The 7,591-nt window shown below is 75.1% G+C and carries 5 protein-coding genes and 1 pseudogene; all 6 read right to left on the bottom strand.

All coding sequences use genetic code 11. The features are described from left to right. A pseudogene (locus CWIS_RS19090) lies at positions 1–1,668 on the bottom strand (hypothetical protein); the annotation flags it as partial. Positions 1,669–1,834: 166 nt separating this feature from the next. Beyond that, positions 1,835–2,323 carry a flavin reductase family protein gene (locus CWIS_RS16180; RefSeq protein WP_048344368.1) on the bottom strand — a complete coding sequence of 163 codons (489 nt, stop codon included), beginning with the start codon at positions 2,321–2,323 and terminating at the stop codon, positions 1,835–1,837. Next, positions 2,320–2,742, bottom strand: coding sequence for a hypothetical protein (locus CWIS_RS16175; protein ID WP_048344367.1), 423 nt, complete (start codon positions 2,740–2,742; stop codon positions 2,320–2,322). The genes CWIS_RS16180 and CWIS_RS16175 overlap by 4 nt, the downstream gene beginning before the upstream one ends. Positions 2,743–2,746: 4 nt before the next feature. Then, on the bottom strand, positions 2,747–3,718 hold the full coding sequence (locus tag CWIS_RS16170) for a PIG-L family deacetylase (protein WP_048344366.1): 972 nt from the start codon (positions 3,716–3,718) through the stop codon (positions 2,747–2,749). 1 nt (position 3,719) lies between these two features. Next, a complete protein-coding gene (gene typA, locus CWIS_RS16165; protein WP_048344365.1) occupies positions 3,720–5,651 on the bottom strand; it encodes a translational GTPase TypA in 1,932 nt (643 codons plus the stop codon). Positions 5,652–5,752: 101 nt separating this feature from the next. Next, on the bottom strand, positions 5,753–7,579 hold the full coding sequence (locus CWIS_RS16160) for an ABC transporter substrate-binding protein (RefSeq protein ID WP_197080878.1): 1,827 nt from the start codon (positions 7,577–7,579) through the stop codon (positions 5,753–5,755). Positions 7,580–7,591 lie beyond the last annotated feature (12 nt).

The raw sequence follows: 7,591 nt of genomic DNA, 5'->3' as shown, positions 1-7,591 counted from the left end.
CGAGCGCCCGCCGATGTCGACGCCCGCGACCGACGCACCGCGCGGCACGCGGTCGGCAGTCGCGTAGCTCGCGCCCACGTACGCGCCACCGAGCACGACGAGCACACCCGCGCCGATCAGCAGGCGGCGCGGCCAGCGGCGCTCGCGCTCCTCGGGCTCGAACGCGTCGAACGGCGAGGGCTCGCGCGGGGTCTGCGGCACGGCGCCCGCCGTGACGCGCGCCGGACCCACAGGGGGCAGCGGCTGCGTCGGGTCGGCCGGTGCGGGAGCGGGCGTCGGAGCAGGGCTCGCGGCCGTGGCGGCCGGCAGCACGCTCGTGCGGTCCGCACGACCGGGCAGCACCGACGACCGCTCGGGCACCGCACCGGGAGCGACCCCGCCCGTGGGCTGCTGCACCACGGGCTGCTGCACCGCGGGGGCTTGGGCTGCGGGAGCGGGGGTGACCGGCGCGGGGGCGGCTGCCGCCGCAGGTCCGGCCGGAGCGGTCCGAGCTTGGGGCGTGGTCACGACCGTCTCGTCGACGGTCGGTGCCATGACCACCGTCTCGTCAGTCGCCGGCGCCATCACCACCGTCTCGGCTGCGCGCGGAGTCGTCGCGGCGGGCTCGTCGGTGACCGCTGCGGGAGCCTCGGATCCGGCCTCGTCGGCCGAGACGGACGTCTCAGCGGCGGCCACGGACTCCGCGGAGGGGGTCGCCTCAGCGGCGAGCGCCTGGGCGGACGGCTCGGTCGTGCTCTCGTCCGTGCCGGCGACAGGCTCGGCGGCCTCGGGGGCGGCGGACTCGGTCGGCTCGACCGGTTCGACGACGGACGGCTCGGCGCGCTGATCATCGGACCGCGGTGCGACCTGCTCCGGTGCGTCAGGCGCCACGTCCTCGCTCGGGGCCGAGGAAGCGCCGCTCACGGTCTCGCCGGTGACCCCAGGCGCGGGCTCGTCGGCGATCTCCACGGAGGCGGGCTCGGGCTCAGCCTCCGCGGACGCAGGCTCGTCGGTGACCTCCTCGGACGCCGAAGTATCGGACGCCACCGTGTCGGACGCCACCGTGTCGGACGCCACCGTGTCGGACGCCACCGTGTCAGCCGCCTCATCGGACGCGGTCTCGTGGGCGGATGCCTCGTCGACCGAAGCCGCGTCCCGCGCGACCTCGTCCGCGTTCGTCTCGACAACGGCAGGCTCGTCGGACGGGTGCTCGTCGGCTGCGGGCTCCGCGTGCTCGGGCTCGTCGGACGGCGCCTCGTCGGCGACCTCGTCCGCGTTCGTCTCGACAACGGCAGGCTCGTCGGGCTCGTCCGCGGCAGGCTCGTCGGCGGTCGACTCGTCAACGGAAGGCTCGTCGACGGGAGGCTCCTCAGCGGTCGTCTCGTCGACGGGAGGCTCCTCAGCGGTCGTCTCGTCGACGGCTGGCTCGTCGGCGGTCGTCTCGTCGACGGCAGGCTCGTCAGCGGCGACGGGCTCGTCGGGAGCCCGCTCGGCCGACGCCTCGGTGGGCGCCGTGGGCTCGTCGGCGGGCGGCGCCGCCTCGGTGACGACCGGGATCTGCCGGGTCTCGTCGTGCAGCGCCGCGCGGCGCTCCCCCGCGCCCCATACCGGCCAGACGACCTCGTCGCCGGACGCTGGCTTCGACGGCTCGTCGTGGTCCGGGCTGTCGACGTCGGTACGGTCGGTCATCGCTTCCCCTGCTCGGTCGTGTTGCGCCCGGCAATTCTACGGTGCGCAGCGCCGAGCCACGCGCACGCGCGCGCCCGTGGCGCCGCAGGTGAGAGGTCTGCCCGACCCCTGCACGTGCGCTCCACGCCGCGTCCACGACCCAGTCGCGTCGCGTGACGGGCGAGCCTCAGCGTACGTCGCGCAGTCGCCCGTCCAGGTGCACCAACCCGCCCGCGTCGGCGGCGCCGCGCTCCGCCACGAGCACCTCGCCGACGACGACGTCGTGGTCGCCCGCGCCGTGCAGCGCGAGCGTGCGGCACTCGAACCACGCAGCCGCCCCGTCGAGACGCACGCCCGACGCGACGGACGCCGCGTGGTGCGGGACGCGGGCCAGCTGGTCGACGGCCGGACGGCCGGGCGAGGCGAGCCAGTCGGCGACGGGGCCCTGGCCCGCGCCGAGCACGCTCACGGTCCACGTGTCGACCTCGTCGAGGGCGTCGCGCAGGCGCGCGTCGGAGTGCACGCAGAACAGCAGGAGCGGGGGCTCGAGCGACGCCGAGGACGCCGAGCTCACGGTCATCGCCCAGACCGTCCGGCGCCACGTCGTCGTGACGACGGCGACGCCCCCGGGCAGCGCGGCGACGGCCCCGCGGAACTCGTCCTTGGTCGCGGTCACGCCGCGCCGTCGGTGCTCTCGGACGCGCGCGGTGGGCGCGGTGGGCGCGGGGTGTCGTCGAACCACCTCCGCGGCGCGAGCGCACCCAGGACGAGCACGAGGATCGACCCCCCGATCCAGGCCCCGCCCAGCCAGGGCGAGTTCACGTTGTCGCCCGCCGGGATCAGCACGTCGCCCCCGGGCCCCGTCTGCGTGAGCACCTGGACTGCGAGGAACACGCCGCCCGCGATCCCGACGTAGGCGGTCCAGCCACCCCACGCGCGCACCATGACGGTCGCGGCGAGGACCAGGGCGAGCGCGGCGAGCAGTCCCCAGGGGGGCAGGCCGCGATGCACGACGGTCCCGAGCGCGCCGATCACGACACCGAGGAGGAAGGCGAGGAAGGCCCGCACGAAGGTCTGCGGGGTCAGCGGCTGCACGGCGTCAGGCTACCGGCCGGACCCCTGCGGGCCAGCCCAGGTCCGGCAGGGGCTCACGCGCGCCGCGCAGCCCGTCCGGGACCGCCACGCGGTACTGCTCCACGGGGAGCACCGGCTCGGCGAGTCCCAGGCTGAGCGCGTACCGCCCGACGAGCGCGGCGTCGCCCTCGACCGGCTCGACGCCCTGCACCTGCGTCGCGTGCGCGCGCAGGGCGGCGAGGACCGCGTCCCGCACGGGCGCGACGTCCACCTCGAGCGCGATCTCGTCGTCGGGCACGACGACGGACGCGAACACGTCGTCGTCCGCCGGGGCGGTCAGTCCGTCGAGGTCGGCTCCCACGGCCCGCAGCGCCCGGCGTGCGGCCTGCGCGCGCGTGCGGCCCTGCGCGGCCCACAGCACGACGGGGACCGAGTACGGCTCGCCGGCCAGTGCCGCGAGCTCGACGGCCCGGTGCGCGACCTCGTGCGCCCGCACGTGGTCGGGGTGGCCGTACCCGCCGCCGGGCTCGTACGTCACGACCACGTCGGGCCGACGGTCGAGGAGGAGCGCCGCGAGCGGCGCAGCGAGCTCGTCGAGCGGGCGCACCGAGAACGCCGTGCCGGCAGCGACGGCGTCGGGGGCGGCGACTGCGCGGCGTCCCTCGTCGGCCCAGGCCATGCCGGAGTCCTCGAGGCGGCCCCCGGTCCAGCCGGGCAGGGTGTCGAGGAGGTGGTGGTCGGTGACGCCCAGCGCGGCCGTCGCGGCCGCCAGCTCGGTCTCGCGGTGCGCCGCGAGCGCCGGTCCGTCACCCTCCAGGTGCGCGAGCGCGGCACCGATGACCTCGCCCCGCTCGCCGCGCGTGCAGGTCACCAGGGTCACGGGCCGACCCGCGGCGGCCCAGGTCGCGAGCAGCGACCCGGTGGCGAGCGTCTCGTCGTCGGGGTGGGCGTGGACGGCCAGCAGGCCACCGGACCGCTGCCCCGACGACGAGCTCACGTCAGCCCTTCTTGGTGCGCGACCAGATCCGCGCGCGCTCCGTCTGGTCGAGCACGACCTTGCGGATCCGCACGACCTCCGGCGTCACCTCGACGCACTCGTCCTCGCGCGCGAACTCGAGCGACTCCTCGAGCGTCAGCTTGCGCGGCGGGACGACGTTCTCGAACGACTCCGCCGTCGACGAGCGGATGTTGTTGAGCTTCTTCTCCTTGGCGATGTTCACGTCCATGTCCTCGTTGCGCGCGTTCTCGCCGACGACCATGCCCTCGTACACCTCGGACGTCGGCTCGACGAAGAACGTGCCGCGGTCCTGCAGGTTGAGCATGGCGAACGGTGTCGCGACGCCCGCGCGGTCGGCGACGAGCGAGCCGTTGAGGCGCGTCTCGATGGGACCGGCCCACGGCTCGTAGCCCTCGGCGATCGAGGACGCGATGCCGGTGCCGCGCGTGTCGGTGAGGAACCGCGTGCGGAAGCCGATCAGGCCGCGCGCCGGGACGACGAACTCCATGCGGACCCAGCCGGTGCCGTGGTTGCTCATGGTCTCCATGCGGCCCTTGCGCTGCGCGAGGAGCTGCGTGACCGCGCCGAGGTACTCCTCGGGGACGTCGATCGTCATGCGCTCCATGGGCTCGTGGACCTTGCCGTCGATCGTGCGCGTGACGACCTGCGGCTTGCCGACCGTCAGCTCGAAGCCCTCACGGCGCATCTGCTCGACGAGGATCGCCAGGGCGAGCTCGCCACGGCCCTGCACCTCCCACGCGTCGGGACGCTCGGTGGGGACGACGCGCAGCGAGACGTTGCCGACGAGCTCCTTGTCGAGGCGGTCCTTGACCTGGCGCGCGGTGACCTTGTGCCCCTTGCCGCCCTTGCCCGCGAGCGGGCTCGTGTTGATGCCGATGGTCATCGAGATCGCCGGGTCGTCGACCGTGATCAGCGGCAGCGGGCGCGGGTCGTCCGGGTCGGTCAGCGTCTCGCCGATCGTGATGTCCTCGATGCCCGCGACGGCGACGATGTCACCGGGGCCCGCCGAGTCGGTGGGCACGCGGTCGAGCGCCTTGGTCTCGAGCAGCTCGGTGATCCGGACGTTCTGCAGGCTGCCGTCGTGCCGGGCCCACGCGACGGTCTGCCCCTTGCGCAGCGTCCCGTTGAAGACGCGCAGGAGCGCGAGGCGGCCGAGGAACGGCGACGCGTCGAGGTTCGTGACGTGCGCCTGCAGGGGCGCGCCCTCCTCGTACGTCGGCGCGGGGATCTTCTCGAGGATGGTCGCGAACAGGGGCTCGAGGTCCTCGCTGTCCGGCAGGGCGCCGTCGGCCGGCTGGGTCAGCGACGCACGGCCGGCCTTCGCCGAGGCGTAGACGACCGGCACGTCGAGGATCGAGTCGAGGTCCAGGTCGGGGACCTCCTCGTGCAGGTCCGAGGCGAGGCCGAGGAGCAGGTCGGTCGCCTCGTGGACGACCTCGTCGATCCGCGCGTCGGGGCGGTCGACCTTGTTCACGACGAGGATCACCGGCAGCTGCGCGGTGAGCGCCTTGCGCAGCACGAACCGCGTCTGCGGCAGCGGACCCTCGGAGGAGTCGACCAGCAGGACGACGCCGTCGACCATCGACAGGCCACGCTCGACCTCGCCGCCGAAGTCGGCGTGACCGGGGGTGTCGATCACGTTGATCGTCACGCCGTCGGTCTGGCCCGCCGCGATCGCCGCCGGACCCCGGTAGAGCACCGCGGTGTTCTTCGCGAGGATCGTGATGCCCTTCTCGCGCTCGAGGTCGCCGGAGTCCATCGCGCGCTCGTCGACGTGGTCGTGAGCGCCGAACGCGCCCGACTGCCAGAGCATGGCGTCGACGAGCGTGGTCTTGCCGTGGTCGACGTGCGCGACGATCGCGACGTTGCGCAGGTCGGCGCGGACTGCCGTACCGGAGACGGACGAGGGCATGCGGGCTCTTCTCGAATCAGGGTGTGGGGGTGCGCGCCGACGGCGGCGCCGATCGATCTTACTCGCTCACCCCGCATCGCGGGGTGTGACGTACGCGTCAGCTACGCGCTCGCCCAGGCCCACCAGTCGGTGAGGTCGGCGCGCGCGAGCTGGAGCAGCGGCACCGCGCCGACATCGGGACGGCCCGCGAGCGCCTCGACGCGCGTCGCCGTCAGGGCCGGTGCGCGCACGAGCGACGTCAGCGCACCTGCCTCGACGAGACGCGCGGCGAGCGCGGCCTCGCCGTCCGGCAGCGCGGCAGGGTCCAGCTGTGCGGCGAGCGCGGCGACCGCCTCGTCCGTCGCGGCGTCCGACCAGCCGGTCACGTTGCTCGCGCCGTCGGTCCCCCACCGCTCGACGAGCGAGGCGACCGGCAGCTCGTCCTGCACGGTCGGCACGAGCGCGACGTCCCAGGTGCCGGGCTCCGCCCACAGCGCGGTGGCCGGGTCGGACGTCGCGGCGACGACCTCGAACCCCGCCTCGTGCGCCTGCGCGGTCACGAGGTCGACGACGTGCGCACGCAGCGGGTCGACCGTGTTGGCGAGCAGCCGCACCGCGACAGGCGTCGTGACCTGCGCCCCGTCGAGCGCGTCGCGCGCGCCGGCGACGTCCGCCGTCCGCGTGTCGACCGCTCCCCCGGCGCCCGCCCCGACCGTCGCGAGCACCGACTGCTCGACCTCCGCCTGCGGCCACAGCGGTGCGACCACCTCGTCGACCACCTGCTCGCGCGGCACGGAGCCCCACAGCGCACGCCGCACCTGCGCCGCGCGCGCCACGTCGTCCGCAGTCACGTGGTCGGGGTCGGTGCCCTGCGCGGCCAGCACTGCCCCGGGAGCGACCTGCGCGACGAGCTGCCACACCGCGTCGCCACCGGCGACGACCCGCGCCCCCGCGTCGTCGAGCGCCTCCCGCACGTCCGCCGTCGCGACCGGCGCGACCACGTCGACCTCACCGTCCCGCAGCGCCGTCACCTGGTCGAGGGGGTGCACGTCGGACCGCACGACGAGCGAGTCGAACCGGGCGGGGCGCGAGCCGGTGTACTGCTCGTTGCGCACGAGCTCGACCCGCTGGTCCGGCAGCACCTTCGACACCGCGTACGGCCCGGTGGTGACGGCGACGCCGGCCGCCGCCGCGAGGGCGTCGTCGTCGTAGGCGGTGCGCCACGCGCGGGACAGCGCGCTCAGGTCGTCGTGGTGGTCGGCGGGCGCGGTGAGCGCGGCGACGACGGCCTGTGCCGCCTGCACGTCGTCCTCGACACCGAGCGCCTCCCTGCCGAGCACGTGCGCGGGGAGGTTGACGTCGAGCGCGACCTGCCAGTCCGGCACGGGCCGCGCGTAGACGACCGTCACGCGACCCTCGTCGTCGACCGTCGGGATGGACTGGGCGTGCACGAGCGCGCGCGAGGTCGCGGCGAATGCGACGCCCGAGTCGAGCGCGTCACCGTTGACCACCTCGCCGTCGTCGCCCAGCTCGGGCACCACGTCGTCGAGCGAACCTGAGCGCGCCGCCCACTCGAGCAGCAGATCGGCCGCGGTCACCGGTACGCCGTCGGACCAGGTCGCGGTGCGCGCGAGCGTGTAGCGGACCGTGAGCGGGTCGTCCGCGAGCTTCTCGACCGTGCCGAACCCCTCGTCGGGCACGGCCCGGCCCCCGGCGTCGAGCGAGACGAAGCCGTCCTGCACGAGCGAGCGCACGAGGACCGAGCCGGGGGCCCGGCCACGGGGAGTCGCGGCGTTGAGCGAGGCGAACGGCACGTCGACCGCCACGACCACGCCGCCCGTCAGCGAGGGCAGCGGCGCGGGGTCACCGGTGCAGCCGACGAGCGCGGCGAAGCCCACGGCGACGGCCGCGGCGAGGGCAACACGCTGCGTGACCGGTCGTCGTGCCACGCTCACCCCCCG

Origin of the sequence: Cellulomonas sp. A375-1, assembly GCF_001040865.1 — a bacterium.
GTDB lineage: Bacteria > Actinomycetota > Actinomycetes > Actinomycetales > Cellulomonadaceae > Cellulomonas > Cellulomonas gelida.
This window is presented reverse-complemented; position numbering and strand designations above follow the sequence as displayed.